The sequence below is a fragment of the Candidatus Ponderosibacter sp. Uisw_141_02 genome (genome assembly GCF_048087665.1).
Classification (GTDB): Bacteria; Pseudomonadota; Alphaproteobacteria; order Puniceispirillales; family Puniceispirillaceae; genus UBA3439.
On sequence record NZ_CP159807.1, the window covers coordinates 1,248,574 to 1,263,314 of the forward strand.

Annotated in this window: 15 protein-coding genes; 2 read left to right on the forward strand and 13 right to left on the reverse strand. The window is 48.6% G+C overall.

The genetic code is table 11. The features are described 5' to 3' along the window. Positions 1-51: 51 nt before the first annotated feature. The 3 genes from ABXT40_RS06365 to ABXT40_RS06375 all read right to left on the reverse strand — a co-directional run bounded on the left by ABXT40_RS06365 (position 52) and on the right by ABXT40_RS06375 (position 1,244). A complete protein-coding gene (locus ABXT40_RS06365; RefSeq protein WP_443644797.1) occupies positions 52-438 on the reverse strand; it encodes a c-type cytochrome in 387 nt (128 codons plus the stop codon). A 17-nt stretch (positions 439-455) separates the two neighbouring features. Continuing rightward, on the reverse strand, positions 456-758 hold the full coding sequence (locus tag ABXT40_RS06370; RefSeq protein ID WP_443644798.1) for a DUF3144 domain-containing protein: 303 nt from the start codon (positions 756-758) through the stop codon (positions 456-458). A 102-nt stretch (positions 759-860) separates the two neighbouring features. Next, a complete protein-coding gene (locus ABXT40_RS06375) occupies positions 861-1,244 on the reverse strand; it encodes a winged helix-turn-helix domain-containing protein (RefSeq protein WP_443644799.1) in 384 nt (127 codons plus the stop codon). 189 nt (positions 1,245-1,433) lie between these two features. Between ABXT40_RS06375 and ABXT40_RS06380 the strand changes: the two genes are divergently transcribed. Together ABXT40_RS06380 and ABXT40_RS06385 are read left to right on the forward strand one after the other, a co-directional pair. Next, on the forward strand, positions 1,434-2,240 hold the full coding sequence (locus tag ABXT40_RS06380; RefSeq protein ID WP_443644800.1) for a substrate-binding domain-containing protein: 807 nt from the start codon (positions 1,434-1,436) through the stop codon (positions 2,238-2,240). 105 nt (positions 2,241-2,345) lie between these two features. Further along, positions 2,346-3,737, forward strand: coding sequence for a multicopper oxidase family protein (locus ABXT40_RS06385; RefSeq protein WP_443644801.1), 1,392 nt, complete (start codon positions 2,346-2,348; stop codon positions 3,735-3,737). Between the two features lie 44 nt (positions 3,738-3,781). On the opposite strand, the gene ABXT40_RS06390 is transcribed toward ABXT40_RS06385, so the two are convergent. The 10 genes from ABXT40_RS06390 to frc all read right to left on the reverse strand — a co-directional run bounded on the left by ABXT40_RS06390 (position 3,782) and on the right by frc (position 14,731). Next, positions 3,782-4,468 (reverse strand): fumarylacetoacetate hydrolase family protein, encoded by a 687-nt coding sequence (locus ABXT40_RS06390; protein WP_443646970.1) that lies wholly within the window; start codon positions 4,466-4,468, stop codon positions 3,782-3,784. 38 nt (positions 4,469-4,506) lie between these two features. Beyond that, positions 4,507-4,737, reverse strand: coding sequence for a hypothetical protein (locus ABXT40_RS06395; RefSeq protein ID WP_443644802.1), 231 nt, complete (start codon positions 4,735-4,737; stop codon positions 4,507-4,509). A 68-nt stretch (positions 4,738-4,805) separates the two neighbouring features. Continuing rightward, complete coding sequence (locus tag ABXT40_RS06400; RefSeq protein ID WP_443644803.1) at positions 4,806-6,581, reverse strand: hypothetical protein; 1,776 nt, start codon at positions 6,579-6,581, stop codon at positions 4,806-4,808. Between the two features lie 59 nt (positions 6,582-6,640). Then, positions 6,641-8,161 (reverse strand): tripartite tricarboxylate transporter permease, encoded by a 1,521-nt coding sequence (locus tag ABXT40_RS06405; protein WP_443644804.1) that lies wholly within the window; start codon positions 8,159-8,161, stop codon positions 6,641-6,643. Between the two features lie 30 nt (positions 8,162-8,191). After that, positions 8,192-8,722 carry a tripartite tricarboxylate transporter TctB family protein gene (locus ABXT40_RS06410; RefSeq protein WP_443644805.1) on the reverse strand — a complete coding sequence of 177 codons (531 nt, stop codon included), beginning with the start codon at positions 8,720-8,722 and terminating at the stop codon, positions 8,192-8,194. Between the two features lie 40 nt (positions 8,723-8,762). Then, the gene (locus ABXT40_RS06415; RefSeq protein ID WP_443644806.1) at positions 8,763-9,764 is read right to left on the reverse strand and encodes a Bug family tripartite tricarboxylate transporter substrate binding protein; all 1,002 of its coding nucleotides are present in this window, start codon (positions 9,762-9,764) and stop codon (positions 8,763-8,765) included. A 107-nt stretch (positions 9,765-9,871) separates the two neighbouring features. Next, the gene (locus tag ABXT40_RS06420; RefSeq protein WP_443644807.1) at positions 9,872-10,729 is read right to left on the reverse strand and encodes a universal stress protein; all 858 of its coding nucleotides are present in this window, start codon (positions 10,727-10,729) and stop codon (positions 9,872-9,874) included. A gap of 69 nt (positions 10,730-10,798) precedes the next feature. Beyond that, positions 10,799-12,475 (reverse strand): formate--tetrahydrofolate ligase, encoded by a 1,677-nt coding sequence (locus tag ABXT40_RS06425; protein WP_443644808.1) that lies wholly within the window; start codon positions 12,473-12,475, stop codon positions 10,799-10,801. A 2-nt stretch (positions 12,476-12,477) separates the two neighbouring features. After that, positions 12,478-13,392, reverse strand: a complete 915-nt coding sequence (locus ABXT40_RS06430) for a methionyl-tRNA formyltransferase (RefSeq protein ID WP_443644809.1) — start codon at positions 13,390-13,392, stop codon at positions 12,478-12,480. Between the two features lie 76 nt (positions 13,393-13,468). After that, positions 13,469-14,731, reverse strand: coding sequence for a formyl-CoA transferase (gene frc / locus ABXT40_RS06435; protein WP_443646971.1), 1,263 nt, complete (start codon positions 14,729-14,731; stop codon positions 13,469-13,471). Positions 14,732-14,741: the final 10 nt, after the last annotated feature.

Genomic DNA, 14,741 nt, shown 5'->3' on the forward strand with positions numbered 1-14,741 from the left:
TGTTAAATCAGGCCTTTCAAATTGGGGGGTATTCGTTAAAACGCTGTCTGTTTATTCGGGGGTTTTCAGCGTTTTGACAAATTCCAAAATATCATCAACATCCTCAAGGGTAAGGACGATCTCTTTGCTAAAGGCTGGCAGGGCTTCACTTCTTGCCTCGCTAACGCCCTCGATCCGTACAAGCGATGGATGCGGCGGCAAAATATAAAAAATTTCAAAACGATGCGCCCAATCATCAAGCCATTTCATCGCTGAAAATGATGGGGTGGATCCAATACCGCCATAAGGATTGATGCCCGGCACAACATGGCATCTCGTGCAATGCTCGCGCACCACTTTGAGGCCCCGTTCAACAGCGGTACCGGCTTGTGCTGACGTTCCCATACCAACGCCACCAAGCAACGATGCGGCAATGATAGACAGACCAAACAAACGCAAAATAATCAAACCCTCTTCTAGACTGTTGGGTCGGCCATATGTTCGCGCAACATATCGGTATATTGCGCCACCATATGCTGAACAAAGTCTTCCTGTTCATCAATTTCAAGAACATTTTTACCAACATGCGCGGCATAACGCGCCGCAGCATAAAGCATCACCATCTGCAATTCGGTTGATTCGATCTTTTTGTTTCGCTGATTTGCAAGCGAGATAAACTGGTCAGCAACACGCAAAAAGGACTGGCTGTCCAAAATGCCGTCACGATGTGTTTCCGGATCAAATTCATCAGGCCGTTGATGCCATGGCGGGAATTTCATTGTTGGTAAAATCCTAAATTAAATGATGTTATTTTGTCACTCTATCAGTTTTTTCTGCACAGATGAACCCGTTGCCAGCGCTGTTTTATCAAACAGCATCACCTAATCATCATTTTGGCCAATCTGAACGGCCCTCATCCATGACAAAATATCGGCTGATTGATCATCAACAAGCGCGACATGCGCCCGATAGCGGCGAATCAAATCTTCACCAAGCGGGGTTAATTTAGCACCGCCCTTGCTCGACCCGCCGCGCTCGGTCACAAACAAGGGGTCGCGAAACCCGCTTTGCATTGAATCAAGCAAGAACCATGCTCGGCGATAACTCATTCCCATTTGGCGCGCGGCCGCGCTAATCGACCCAGCCTCGCCAAGCAAGGCCAGCAAATTGATTTTGCCAAGGCCAATGGTCTCATCGGCAATGAATAATTTTGTACGCACCCCCGGTTCTTGGGCCGCATGCCTTGTCTTTTTCGGTGCGGTCAAAAACGACCTCCTTCGCCAACAAACCCTGTCCGCATTAACCTTACCTATTATCCACATGCGAGGCGATATGAAAAACAAAACATCGGGTTTGCAACGCTTCTCAATATTCAATAAAAGATATGGATGATCCGGTTTCGTTTCAGCTTTTTTTCAATCCTGCGCGGCCTATCGTGTTTGACACGGTTGGTGATGGCAGGTTGCATCGCCCTTTTTACCAGCTTTTTTGCCCTAATGAGCCATGCCGCCTCGCCCGTTATCATTGTTCAATCTGCCACATCAATCCAGAATTCCGGCCTTTATGACCATCTATTGCCGCTATTCGAGGCTGAAAACGATATTATTGTGCGGATTGTTGCCGTTGGCACGGGTCAGGCGCTTCGCAATGCCAAAAAATGTGATGCCGAGCTGGTCATTGTCCATTCAAAAATTGATGAAGAACAATTTGTGATCGACGGCTTTGGCAGTCAACGCCATGATTTAATGTATAATGACTTCATTCTTGTTGGGCCAAAGGATGATCCGGCACAAATCGGAACCGCCAAAACAACTACCGAGGCTTTTCAGAAAATTGCCGCTGCCAAAGCCCGATTTGCGTCACGAAGTGATGATAGCGGCACGCATAAGGCCGAACGTCGGTTTTGGCAGGCCGCTAGCGCAACGCCAAAAGATGCCAGCGGTAAATGGTATCTTGAAACCGGCCTTGGTATGGGGGCAACGCTTAATTTTGCCGTTCAAGCTGATGCCTATGCGCTTACCGATCGCGCAACATGGCTGACATTTAAAAATAAAACCACACATATTCCGCTATTTCAGGGTGATCCGGCATTATTTAACCAATATGGCATTGTTTTGGTAAGCCAGACCCATTGCCCGACAATAAAGGCTGGTGAATCTCGAATTTTTGTAGATTGGCTATTATCTCCCAAGGGGCAAACCGCAATTGCCACTTTCCAGCATGAAAACAGACCTTTATTTTTCCCCAATGCGACCCCTTAAATTGCTGGCAAACGCGTGGCAACCAGCTGGCATAACCTGTGACAAATCAGCCGATACAACTGATTTTCTATCGTCAATGCCGTCATCAGGTGCTATCAACATATCATGAAACGACGCCATTTTCTTACCCTCGCCGCCGCCGGTGCAACAAGCTCATTGGCCGCCTCCACGCCTTGGACTAGCGTGATTGCCGCACCATCAATGCAGCAAATCACCGCTGGCAAGACACGGCTAAATATTGCTGGCACTGGCCAGCCTGACACTGATCTATGGCTTTACAACCAATCGTGTCCAGGCCCCATGCTGCGCTATCGCAAAGGCGAAATGCTTCGCGCTGAGGTTCGAAATAATCTCGATGTGGCGACAACCATTCACTGGCATGGCATTCGTAATTTGAATGAAATGGACGGTGTTGCCAATCTTACGCAAGCACCGATCGAACCTGGCGAGACCTTTGCCTATGAATTTCCGCTAAATGACAGCGGCACCTATTGGTATCACGCCCATAATATGGGCTGGGAACAGGTGGCACGCGGCCTTTATGGCCCTTTGATTATTGATGATGATCAAGACCCTGAGGTTGATCATGATCTGTGTCTGATGATTGATGATTGGCGGCTGGATAATGACGGGCAAATCGACCAAGCATCATTAGGTGGGCTGCATGATTGGTCGCATGGTGGACGGCTTGGCAACTGGCTTACCGTCAATGGCAAATCGGCACCCGAATTTCGCGTAAAAGACACGGCACGCATCCGTTTGCGCCTAATCAGTGCCGCCAATGCACGCATTATGACAATCCAATTAACCGAAGCGCCCGCGACTTTGATCGCACTTGATGGCGCTTTTTGCCAGCCGGAACAAGTGACTAAGATCACCTTAGCGCCCGCGCAACGTGCCGATGTTATTCTGGATATGGATCGCGGCAGCATTGAGCTTGCCGAAATCAGCACTGGTGAGCCTTATCCCGCCGCAACACTGGTTGTTGACCCCGCGCTTGGCCACTCGAACCTCGCCAAAACGCCGGTCAACCCGCCAAAACCCGCACCGTTACCATCTTTGAACAAACTGCGCCGCATCCCAATTCACATGCAGGGTGGCGCAATGGGCAATTTGCAAAAAGCAATGTTTGAAGGTGCGGAATTGTCACTTCGGGAATTGGCACAAAAACACAAAAAACTATGGGCTTTCAATGGCCAGATTGGCGATTATTCGACGCTTTTTGCCGAGATTGATCAAAATGACCTTGTATCGCTTGATGTCTATAACGACACAGCATGGCGCCATGCGATGCATCTTCATGGCCATCATTTTTGGGTTATGTCGGATGATCCGACGCTTGCCCTGCCTGCAGGCCAGCGCGACACATGGCTTATGCAACCACAAGAGCGTATCAGCCTAGTTTTCAGAGCCGATAATCCGGGTCTATGGCTGTTTCATTGTCATATGCTAGAACATGCCGCATCAGGCATGGGCGCGGTTCTATCAATCGACTAGCACCACGCCCATATCTGTGGCTGTTTCAGCTAATGGCTGTTTTATCAGACAACGGTAACGGTAAATGAGCCGATGCCTTCAACCTCGCCAACCATCACGTCACCGCGTTCGATCGGCCCCACACCGGCTGGCGTACCTGACATGATGAGATCACCAGCAGCAATGTCATAAAAGCGCGAAAGATAGGCAATCATTTCCGGCACTTTCCAGATCATCTGGTTCAAATCACCAACCTGACGTTCGGCGCCATTTACCTGAAGCGCAATGCGCCCCTGATCAAGATGACCAGTGTCACTGGCTGGTACCAGTTCGCTCATCGGTGCAGACCTCTCAAATGCCTTGCCGATTTCCCACGGACGACCCATCTTTTTGGCCTCGCCCTGCAAATCGCGGCGCGTCATATCCAGCCCAAGACCATAGCCAAGCACATGTTCAAGCGCATCTTCTTCACGAATATCAACACCGCCACTTTTCAGCGCAACAATCATTTCCATTTCGAAATGCACATCACTGGTTTGTGGCGGGTACGGAAACTCACCGCTGGTATCAACATTTTCCGCATTTTTCTGGAAAAAGAATGGCGGTTCTTTACCCGAGTCATGCCCCATTTCAATCGCGTGATCGGCGTAATTGCGGCCAATACAATAGATTCGGCGCACCGGAAAAGCAGCATCGCTGCCACGAACTGGCAAGCTGACTTGCTGTGCCGGCTCAATTAAATAATTCGTTATCTTGGAATTTTCCTTTTACCAATAACAAAGTAAATAGATTAGAGAGACCGGCGTGCCACATAATAGGCTATGCGCCGCTCAAGATAGGCCAAGAATTCTGCTATCAAGAAAGCCAGCGCAAACAGCACCAACAGCACTGCCCAGAAATGCTTCATCAAGAAATTTGCAGAATAGAGTTCAAACAGAGCGCCGAACCCGACAACTGATATCAGCAATTGCCCAATAATGACACCCTTGACCGCGCGAATAAAAACAATCTGTTTGCTCATGGCAATCGCTTTGTTCATGGCAATCTGTTCAATTTATACATGACAATGCGTTCCTTGAAATGTCCGATTTATTTCCGAACGTCCGATCGCTGCGACGCGCCCCATGCGCCAAGCGTCACCGTTTTGACCTCATCGCTATCAATCACCTCGATTGGCAAGGAATTTGGCGCGGGTGGCGCATCCCATCCGACTGCAACCAAGCACCCATCTGCATTTGCATTATTTGGCTTAGCCGCAGCATTTTTATAGACCCATTCAGCCTTTTCGATGCGCCCATATATTTTCGCGCTGTCCTGATCTGCAAATTCCAGCTTTGGCAAAGCCTCAATACATTGCCGCAAAAATTGATAGCTTGGCATCCAATCGGGACTTAACACATCTTCGGGTCGTGTTGCGGCAACATTAACCTCTTTGAACCGATCAATATTGGACAAGGCCACCGGATCAAGAACCGTCATCGAACCATTGCGGCCAAAGGCAATTGTTTTTGGCAATTCGCCAAACGGAACATCATTATCCAAAAATTCGAAATAAATATTTTTATCGGTAATCGACATCCATGAAAAAAACAATTCGGGAATGCCGGTGAAAGCCTCGATGTTGTGATAGAGAAGATCATCCACAGCCTTGTAACGCGCTGTTGTCAGCCCGCGTTGCCATGCACGTTCAACGGTTGCTAGCGGCGGCGTGACCGCAAAAAACAAAAAGACTGTCGATCCAAACCGGCTCAATAGCGTACTTTTGTAATCGCCCTCACTGTCAATCTTGAAACTATCAAACCGAAACCGGTCAATCAGCAGATGCGGAACGGTTTTTTTCTTGGCCTTTTGCGCCATATAGCGATCAAGTTTTTTATCAACAAATTCCAATTCCCGGCCGGTCAGCATGGCGGCATATTTATAATCAACACCAAGACTGTCATAATCCAGCAGATATTTACGCCAATAATCTGGGCTGATAAGGGCAAAATCTTCCCATGGCACGCCCATGCGTTCGGCGAGGCGCCGTTGTTGTGGGCGGATCGTGCTTTTCCCAGCGGCCGACGCCCCTTTTGTATTCATCACAATTGGTTCGCTTTGTGCTGGCAAAAACTGATAGCCCTCGGCCTTGGCCGCCTTTTCGAAAATCGGCGCAATCAAATGGCCAATTTCAGTACTGCCCTGATCATTGCAAAACACCCGAAGCGCCAGTTCAACAATCAATTGCCGGTCAGTGACAATGCGCCCCTGCTTTCCTAAAATGCCGCTCACCACATTAATTAGAGCGGTCATGCAGGCGGCAGGAAAATCATCCTTATTGCGAACCCGCTGCCGCAATTGATCTAAGGCCTGTAGTTCCGGCGGTTTTGAGTTTTTATCTATGGGTTTTGGTTGCCGTTTCAAAAATCCGAAAAAGCCTGATTTTGGGTTTTTCTGCGGCGCATCAAAAGAACAGATTTCATCAACAAGCACGGTCAGTTCCTGCTTAGCGCGTTGCCGCACAAGATCAAATCCGGCTGCAATATCCTGCATTTCGGGAACCATATAATGGCGATAAATTCTATCGACCATGCCGCGAAGCTGCAAACCAAGATATTCATAGCTTGGCCCATCAGGCACCGATAAATCGGCAGTGACGCGGATAAGCACCTCATGCGCAACGAGCCGTTCCACCTTTAAGGCGCAAAGATGCTCAACCGCAAGGCCGGAAAAATCGGCCGCTTCTTTCGCCTGCTGATAGCCGACATCGCTATTTTCAGGCCGGAATAAGGTGATAAGTGGCAACAGCCTTGTTGGCAAATTGGAACTAAGGCCCGGGTTCCATGCGTGAAATTCATTATCGGGTAAAGATGGTTTTTGAGCCATGTTTCGCGATCCACTCAACGCCAGAAATTAAGGAGGGGCACCGAAGTGCCCCTTTTGTTTTATGCTGTTTGTCTCATCTTGTCTCGGATCAACTTGAACAATGGCAAGAGGATCAGCACGATGGCGATGACCGTGATCGGCCCAGCGATTGGCCGGTTGAAGAAGATCATAAAGTCACCGTCAGAGAACAAAAGTGACTGACGCAATTTTGGTTCGGCAATCGGTCCAAGCACAATCGCCAGAACCGCCGGTGCGACCGGATAGTCGAGCAAGCGCAGGAAGAATGCACCAAACCCAACAAGCACCATCAACCAGACGTCGAACATATCCTGATAGGCAGCATAAGTTCCAACAAGCGACAGAACAAAGATCAGAGGCGCCAAAATCGTAAATGGCATCCGCAGCATCCACAAGAATACGGGGATGAAGGCCAGATTGATCAGCACGGCAATCACGTTCGAGATATAGAATGAGCCAATCAGCGGCCAAACGAAATCAGGCTGGTTGGTAAATAGCAACGGCCCTGGCTGCAAACCCCAAATCACCATACCAGCAAGAAGAACAGCCGTTGTTGGCGACCCCGGAATACCAAGCGTCATCATTGGCAACATTGCCCCTGTTGAGGCCGAGTTATTTGCCGCTTCAGGTGCTGCAACGCCGTCGATCGAGCCTTTGCCATATTCGCCTGGGTTACGCGATGTCAGTTTGGCAACACCATAGGCCATCAATGACCCCGGGGTTGCCCCTGCGGCTGGCAGAATACCAACGAAAAAGCCAAGAAGTGAGCCGATGACAGTACCGCGCCACGCATGTCTAAACTGCTTGATCGCATCAATAACGGCACGGGCGGTGACATCAACATTCGACATTGATGATCCGTAACGCGAGGTATTGATTGTCCAGAGCATCTCGCCAATACCATAAACACCGATGGCAAGGACAAGGAAGCGAATGCCATGTGAAAAGCCGGTAATATCAAAAAATATCAGACGCGGCTCGCCTGAGACAACATCAAAACCAACGGTTGCCAATACAAGGCCGATACAGATCGAAAAGATTGTTTTGGGAATATCATCACCGCCGAGACCAACAAAAGTCGCAAAGGCAAGCAACATCAACGCAAAGACCTCAGGATCACCAAATGACAGGGCAACAGCCGCCAACAATGGCGCAAAGGCGGTGAACATGACATTTGAGACTGTACCGCCGGCAAATGACGCCAAGGCAGCAGCAACAAGAGCCACATGTGCCTTGCCAGCTAATGCAAGAGGCCGGCCATCAAAGGTTGTTGCAACCGCGGTTGACGCCCCCGGAATACCAAGCGTGATAGACGATATCGCCCCGCCATACATTGCGCCATAATAGATTGAGGCAAGGAAAATCATTGGTGACGTTGCACCACCGGTGAAACCCTGGATTACAAAAGTAAACGGCAGCAGAATGGCAACGCCATTCACCGAACCCAAGCCAGGCATTGCACCAACAAACAAGCCTACAATCACACCAACGATTGCAAGACCAAGATTGATTGGTTCAAGCGCAACCAAAATACCGCTCATTAGAGCTGCGATAACATCCATATTATTGTTCCTCAGTTATTCTGGCAGTGATTATAGAAAGAGTTCGTACAAGGGGATAAACAGAGGCTCTGACAACCCCTTTGGGAGAACAATACGCATAGCGATGTCAAAAAAGAAAAAACAGGCGATAACCAAGCCAAATGCAATGGACAATGTTGCCCACCAACTATGTCGTCCCAAGAAGCGAACATAGTAAATCATGAAGGCCAAGATTGCGGCATAAAACCCAGCTATCTCAATTAAAATCAAAAAACCAAAAAGACCACCACCGACAACGAATAACATGCGTCGTCCATAACCATCCAGAAACTCCTCGTCTGACTGTGATGGCGGTGACGTTCTGCGGTACCAGTTAACACCGATCCAAATCGAGCAGACCAGCATGATAGCGGACAACCAGAATGGCCAGAACCCACTACCTGGGCCTTCACCTTCTATCAACCCGATATTATCAAAGCGGGCGATATCAGAATTCCAATCCGGAGCCTCCCCTGATTTCCACATTAAATATATTGAGAGGATTCCCAAGATAACTGCCGTTATAATTTCAGCTCTACGCATATCCTCAAATCCCTCTCAATATTTTATTTTGTTATCGACACTATTTAATAGCGCCCGATGCCTTCAAAATTTTTGTATGGTTAGCAATTTGGTCTGCCCAATAAGCCTTTAGCTCAGCACCAGACATGAGATCACCCATGAGTGACTTCTTTGACTTGTATGTTTGCCAATCTTTTGAAGCGTAAACTTTAGCAAAAAGATCAGTATAATAAGCCTGAGCTTTTTCAGACATTCCAGGTGCGCCAACAACAGACCGCTGCATGAAATAAGACCAGCTAATCTGCTTACCGCCTGCAAACACTTCACTCAATGTAGGCACATTTGGGAACATTGGCAGACGCGATTTTGTGAACGCAACCAATGGAACCATATCGCCAGACTCGTAGAAACCAAGAGCTTCTGATGGGTTGTTTACAGATGAATTCAGTTGCTTACCAGCAACCTGCTTTGCAACAGCTCCGCCGCCCTTATACGGGATGTACTTCATAGACAAGCCGTAGTTGTCGTTCAGGAAGTCGGTGATGATGTTATCTTCAGAGTTTTTGCCAGTTCCACCCATTACCCATTTATTACCGTCGGCTTTTGCTTTGGCTAGGAATTCGGCAAATGTTTTCAGGCCACTATCTTTGTGGACCCAAAGCAAAAATGTATCTTCAGCCATCCGTGCTACTGGAGCAAAGCTCAAGCTATCAATTTTCAGACCAGGTTGACGAAGTGGAGTCGTATAAAACGAGTTCAACGTCACCATGATTGTGTGATCCGGATCATTTGCCTTAGAGGCTGCAATCAAAGCCTCAGCACCTGAACCACCGGACTTGTTTGTTGGAACCAACGGCCGATTTGATAGATTCTCTTTTTCAACAATAGCTTGCATCAAACGAGCCATTTTGTCAGCGCCGCCGCCTTTACCTGCCATGATAATGAAATCAATTGGCTTGGTAGGCTCCCAGCCATGTCCGCCGGCAACCGCAATACCTGACACTGACGTTGCCGCCAGAACCATGCTAACTGCGCCAAAAACTAATCTTTTAATGGACTTCATAGTCTTCTCCTCTGGTTTATTGTGCATGGAAAAATTCTCCATATCCGTGCCATTCTTCTAATCCGATGGCTTTTAAAAGTTACTGCCTGAAACTGTCAGGCCGACAACTAATTTGTCATGATTACCGGGATCGTTGCATGATCTACGATAAATTGGGTAGTGCCACCCCAAAGCCTTTCTAAATCATGATGTTTACTATAGGCACCAAGTACCATTAGATCTGCACCAATCTCTTTGGATTTGTCCAAAAGCGCCTGCGCTGTTCGTGACTTGGTTTCGATTTCAAAAATCTCAGATGAAATGCCGTGGGCTGATAGATATTCCTGCAGCTCAGATGGCTTTACATTGACCTCTTTTGACTTGACGGTCAGAATTGTTACCGTTTTTGCCGCGGTAAGTATTGGCAAGCAGGTGATGACGGCGCGCGATGCTTCTCGTGATCCATCCCATGCAATGGTGACATTGGCTCCTAAAATATCAGGGATTGCCCCGCTCGGTTCAGGACACATTAAAACTGGCCTGCCGGTATTGAACAAAGCCGCTTTAAGGGTATTCGCCCCGAGATTACGGTCAATGTCCGGCTTGGCCACGGCAATGATATCGGCAAGCCTGCCATGATGCCCAATCACATCAATCTGACGCCCTGCCTCTTCGACAAAACTTGCCGTGACTGACTTTCCATCGGGCTTTTCAGACATGCGGATATTGAGGGTTTTGCTTAACGCCAACACTTCGTCGCGAAGTCCGGCCTCTTCAATATCGAACACCTGACTGGTGCTTTCAACAAGCTGGGCGCGAAGCGCAGCCGGAATTGGCACCCCGAAGGGAAGCAGATTTTCCGGCTTTGCACGGCAATGAGTGATTTCAATATGCGCATTAAATCCGCGCGCCAGCGCGGCTGCATGGGCAAGGACATTATCGCCCTTACCATCACCACGGACTGGCACTAGAATTTTGCGTAGCATGAATTCTCTCCCCCAAGAATATTATATTACTGAATTATAAGCTTATGATACCTGTCCGTGAGATCAAGCCTAAAATAAGCCATCAATCAAACCATTTTCATTTATTCTGATGGTCTCTGCTGATGGCACTCGTGGCAGCCCCGGCATGGTCATAACATCACCACAAATCACCACAACAAAACCAGCCCCAGCCGACAATCTGACTTCACGGATTGGCAGGCTATGACCCGTTGGCGCACCACGACGGTTTGGGTCGGTGGTAAAGCTGTATTGGGTCTTGGCCATACAAACCGGCAAATCACCATAGCCCTGTGCTTCCCACTGTTTCAGCTGGTCACGAATTTTGGCATCGGCAATCACTTCATCGGCACGATAAATGCGTTTGGCAATCGTTTCGATTTTTTCGAACAAAGGCATTTCAGACGGATATAGCGGTGCGTATTGTGATGGACTGCCCTCAATCAAAGCGACAATTTTATTGGCAAGCTCGGTTGTGCCTTCACTGCCATTTGCCCAATGTGTTGACAAAATAGCTTCGCTGCCTTGCGCGGCAACAAAGTCTTTCAACGCTTCAACCTCAGCGTCGGTATCAGTTACAAAATGGTTGATGGCAACGACCGCCGGAACGCCAAATTGCTTGATATTCTCAATATGGCGACCAAGGTTTGGACAGCCTTTTTTAACAGCGTCAACATTTTCTTGGCCAAGATCGGCCTTGGCAACGCCACCATTCATCTTCATCGCACGAACAGTTGCAACAATAACAACCGCATCAGGACGAAGCCCTGCTTTGCGGCATTTGATATTGAGAAACTTTTCGGCACCAAGGTCTGCTCCAAAACCAGCTTCGGTCACAACATAATCAGCCAGCTTTAGCGCTGTTGTTGTTGCCACAACTGAGTTACAGCCATGCGCGATATTTGCAAATGGGCCACCATGGACAAATGCAGGGTTATTCTCGAGCGTTTGCACAAGATTTGGTTGCATTGCCTGCTGCAACAAAACTGTCATCGCGCCATCGGCCTTGATATCACGACAGAAGACAGGTGACCGGTCACGGCGATAGGCAACAATAATATCACCAAGGCGACGCTCAAGATCAGCAAGATCCGTTGCAAGGCATAAAATCGCCATCACTTCAGAGGCAACGGTAATGTCAAATCCGGCTTCACGAGGGAAACCATTGGCCACACCGCCAAGATTACAAACGATTTCGCGAAGCGCACGATCATTCATGTCAAGAACACGGCGGAAAGCAACACGGCGAATATCGATATCCAGCTCATTGCCCCAATAGATATGGTTATCAAGCATCGCGGCAAGCAGGTTATGCGCTGATGTGATGGCATGGAAATCACCTGTGAAATGCAGGTTCATATCTTCCATTGGCACGACTTGGGCATAACCACCACCAGCGGCGCCGCCCTTCATTCCAAAACACGGGCCAAGTGATGCTTCACGGATACAGATGGCAGCTTTTTTGCCAATCCGGTTCAAGCCGTCGCCAAGACCAACGGTTGTTGTGGTTTTACCTTCACCGGCAGGTGTTGGATTAATCGCGGTTACCAAGATCAAGCGGCCATCTTCTTTTTTGGCCAGGCTTTTGATAAAGCTCTCAGAAACTTTTGCCTTATCATGCCCAAAAGGGAGTAGGTCAGCACTTGGAATACCAAGCTTTGCGCCGACTTCCTGAATTGGCAATTTCTTGGCTTCGCGTGCAATTTCGATATCTGTTTTGAAGCTCACGGCTATGATCCTAACTTTGTTCCAGAGTTAATTCCAGCAGCGGCAGCCCATTCGCTTGCCGCCATTTTTCCACCATCGGCAGGCCGAACACGTTTGATTAAAATACGTCCACCTTCGGCCTGTACCGTCACGCCGTCTTCGTCAACTGAAACAACTTCACCAGCCGTTCCAGTGCCGTCGATGCGTGCACTGTCATAAATTTTCAATTCACTACCAGCAATTGTTGTCCACGCCCCTGGCGCAGGATTGGCAGCACGGATAATATTGTAAATATCGGCCACCGGCTTTGACCAATCGATCTCGGCAGCGGCTTTGCCAAACCAGCTTTCATATGAACCATCTTCCAAACGCTGGTCATGTTTGATGATGACGCCAGCCTTGACCAGTTCAAGACCTTCGATCATCGCATCAACGCCCATTGGGAACAGCTTTTTAAAATAAACATCGCCAAGCGTTTCATCAGGACCGATTTCACAGGTTTTCTGCAACATCATCGGGCCTTCATCCAGACCATCATCAGGCCAGAAAATAGACAAGCCAGTGCGGGGTTTCCCCATTGCAATCGGCCAGTTGATCGAGGATGGTCCGCGATGCTCTGGGCAAAGCGACGGATGATACTGAAAGGTTCCATATTTCGGTGCATCGCGCACTTCCTGCGGCACAAACAACAAAACATATGCCATCATACAAACATCAGCATTGAATGATTGCATCAACGCCAATGCTTCAGCGGTTTTCCATGATGCAGGCTGATGAACGGGCAAACCCTTTTCACGCGCTAGCTCGACCAATGGGTCCTCGGGCTTCCCCTCTTTTGTCGGCGCACAACAAACAGCAACAACATCTTCGCCGCGTTCTAAAAGTCTTTCCAAAACAGCCTGACCAAAAGCCTGCTGTCCGTGTAATACAATTCTCATTGCCTGCTCTCCTAAAGTGCAAAGCTTAATTTCACCGATAAACCATTTTTATAAATGGTCTACCAAAATAACGTTCCTATTTAGCCGCACCAACCGCGCCTGATTCAATGATCTGGGCCAGCTCTTCAGCTGAATAACCAAGAACATCCGTCAAAATTTCGGTTGTATGCTCACCAAGCAATGGCGAGCGCTGAACATCAGCCGGACTGTCGGACAGTTTTATCGGACAGCCAACCGAGATATATTCGCCGCGTTCTGGATGATCGACCTTTACCAAAGTTCCGGTCGCATAAAGACCTTCATCTTCGGCAATTTCTTTCATCGACAAGATCGGGCCAACCGGAATATCAAGCGGGTTACATGCATCCATGACCTCAAATTTAGTCTTGGTCATTGTCCATTTTTCAATACGCTCAAAAATCTCGTTCAATTTATCGAGCCGCTGTGGTGGCTTGGCATAACCTTCTTTGGTTTTCCAATCAGGTTCGCCAATGATATCGCAAACCTTTTCCCAGACTGCCGCCTGAATGATGAAATAGGTATAGGCGTTTGGATCTTGCTCCCACCCTTTACAACGCAGAATGCGTCCGGGCTGTCCGCCACCTGAGTCATTGCCAGCGCGCGGCGTGGCATCACCAAATGGGATGCCTTCGCCGAATTGTGAATATTCTTTCAATGGGCCAGCGGCAAGACGCTGCTGATCACGAAGCTTTACGCGGGCAAGGTTTAAAACCGAATCCTGCATCGCCGCAGTGACTTTTTGGCCCCGACCAGATTTTTCACGGTGGAACAGCGCGGTTACAATGCCAAGGCACAAATGAAGACCAGTTCCCGAATCGCCAATCTGAGCGCCTGTCACCAATGGCGGGCCATCGCGAAAACCGGTTGTTGAAGCCGAACCACCCGCACATTGCGCGACATTTTCATAAACCTTGCAATCTTGATATTTACCCGGGCCAAAGCCTTTGATTGACGCCATGATCAGGCGCGGATTGATTTCTTGAATCCGCTCCCATGTAAAGCCCATCCGATCAAGTGCGCCCGGGGCAAAATTTTCCACAAGAACATCACAAGTTTCGATAAGACGGGTCAAAATCTGCTTGCCGGTTTCGTTTTTGGAATTCAGTTCAATTGACCGTTTATTATGGTTCAACATGGTGAAATAGAGGCTGTCGGCCCCGTCAACATCGACGAGCTGCTGGCGCGTTGCATCACCAACACCTGGACGCTCAACCTTGATCACATCAGCCCCAAACCAGGCCAGAAGCTGGGTACAGGTTGGGCCTGACTGAACATGGGTGAAATCCAGAACTTTAATACCTTGAAGAGCTTTCATAATCTTATCCTAT